Raw genomic sequence first — 1646 nt, 5'->3', positions numbered from 1 at the left:
CCCAAGAATATGCCTGCCGAGATCGGCGCCCTGCCCTACGGTTCCATCGGCGACTTCCTGGTGGGCGCCTGCAAGCAGTTCGCCGGTCAGCCGGCCTTCACCTGCATGGGCAAGTCCATCACCTACGCCGAACTCGAACAGCTTTCGGCGGCCTTCGGTGCCTATCTGCAGTCCACTGGATTGCAGAAGGGCGCGCGCGTCGCCCTGATGATGCCGAACGTGCTGCAGTATCCCGTGGCGATGATGGCGGTCGCCCGCGCCGGCTTCACGGTGGTGAACGTCAATCCGCTCTACACGCCGCGCGAACTGGAGCATCAGCTCAAGGATTCCGGGGCGCAAGCCATCGTCATTCTCGAAAACTTCGCCAACACCTTGCAGACGGTCGTCGCCAGGACCTCGGTCAAGCACATCGTAGTCGCGGCCATGGGCGACCTGCTCGGCGGCCTGAAGGGTTCGATCGTCAATCTGGTGGTGCGCCGCGTCAAGAAAATGGTGCCGGCCTGGTCAATGCCCGGCCATGTCAGGTTCAATGCGGCGCTGAAGGCCGGCCGCGGCATGGCTTTCAAACCGGCCACGGTGGCCGCCAGTGATGTCGCCTTCCTCCAATATACTGGCGGCACCACCGGAATCTCGAAAGGCGCGACCCTCTCGCACAGCAATGTGCTGGCCAATGTCGCGCAGAATGCGCTGTGGCTGCAGGACGCCTACACCGTCAAGCCAAAGCCGGCGCATCTCAACCTCGTCTGCGCACTGCCGCTTTACCATATCTTCGCGCTGACGGTGAATGCGCTGATGGGCATGCAGATGGGCGGCCAGAACATACTGATCCCCAATCCGCGCGACATTCCCGGCTTCGTCAAGGAAATGGGCAAATATCCGATCCATATCTTTCCGGGCCTCAACACGCTGTTCAACGCGCTGCTCAACAATGAGGACTTCCGCAAGCTGGACTTCAAGCCGCTGCTTCTGACCTTGGGCGGCGGCATGGCGGTACAGAAGGGCGTCGCCGAACGCTGGAAGGCGTTGACCGGTTGCCCCGTCAGCGAAGGCTATGGCCTTTCGGAGACCTCGCCGGTGGCGACGGCCAACAAGTTCAGCTCCGGCGAGTTCACCGGCACCATCGGCCTGCCGCTGCCCTCGACCGAAATCGCCATCCGCGACGACGACGGCAATAACGTGCCGCTGGGCGAGGTCGGCGAGATCTGCATCAGGGGACCGCAGGTGATGGCCGGCTACTGGAACCGGCCGGACGAGACCGCCAAGGTGATGACCGCCGACGGCTTCTTCAAATCGGGCGACATGGGTTTCATGGACGAACGCGGCTACACTAAGATCGTCGACCGCAAGAAGGACATGATCCTCGTTTCCGGCTTCAACGTCTATCCGACCGAACTCGAGGAGGTCGTGGCGGCGCATCCCGGCGTGCTCGAAGTGGCCGCGATCGGCGTGCCGGACGAGCACTCGGGCGAAGTGCCGAAGCTGTTCATCGTCAAGAAGGACCCGGCCCTGACCGCCGAGGCCATCACCGCTTTTTGCCGCGAGAACCTGACCGGCTACAAGCGGCCGAAATTCATCGAGTTCAGGACCGAATTGCCGAAGACGCCGGTCGGCAAGATCCTGCGGCGGGCGATGCGCGAATAGTGGCG

General features: G+C 62.8%; 1 protein-coding gene. It reads left to right on the top strand.

All coding sequences use genetic code 11. From position 1 onward, the window contains the following. The coding region (locus tag EOA36_RS34955; RefSeq protein WP_145969497.1) for a long-chain fatty acid--CoA ligase at nt 1–1641 on the top strand (1641 nt) is incomplete at its 5' end. Between the last annotated feature and the right edge of the window lie 5 nt (nt 1642–1646).

The sequence above is a fragment of the Mesorhizobium sp. M8A.F.Ca.ET.021.01.1.1 genome (assembly GCF_003998025.1).
GTDB lineage: Bacteria > Pseudomonadota > Alphaproteobacteria > Rhizobiales > Rhizobiaceae > Mesorhizobium.
This window is presented reverse-complemented; position numbering and strand designations above follow the sequence as displayed.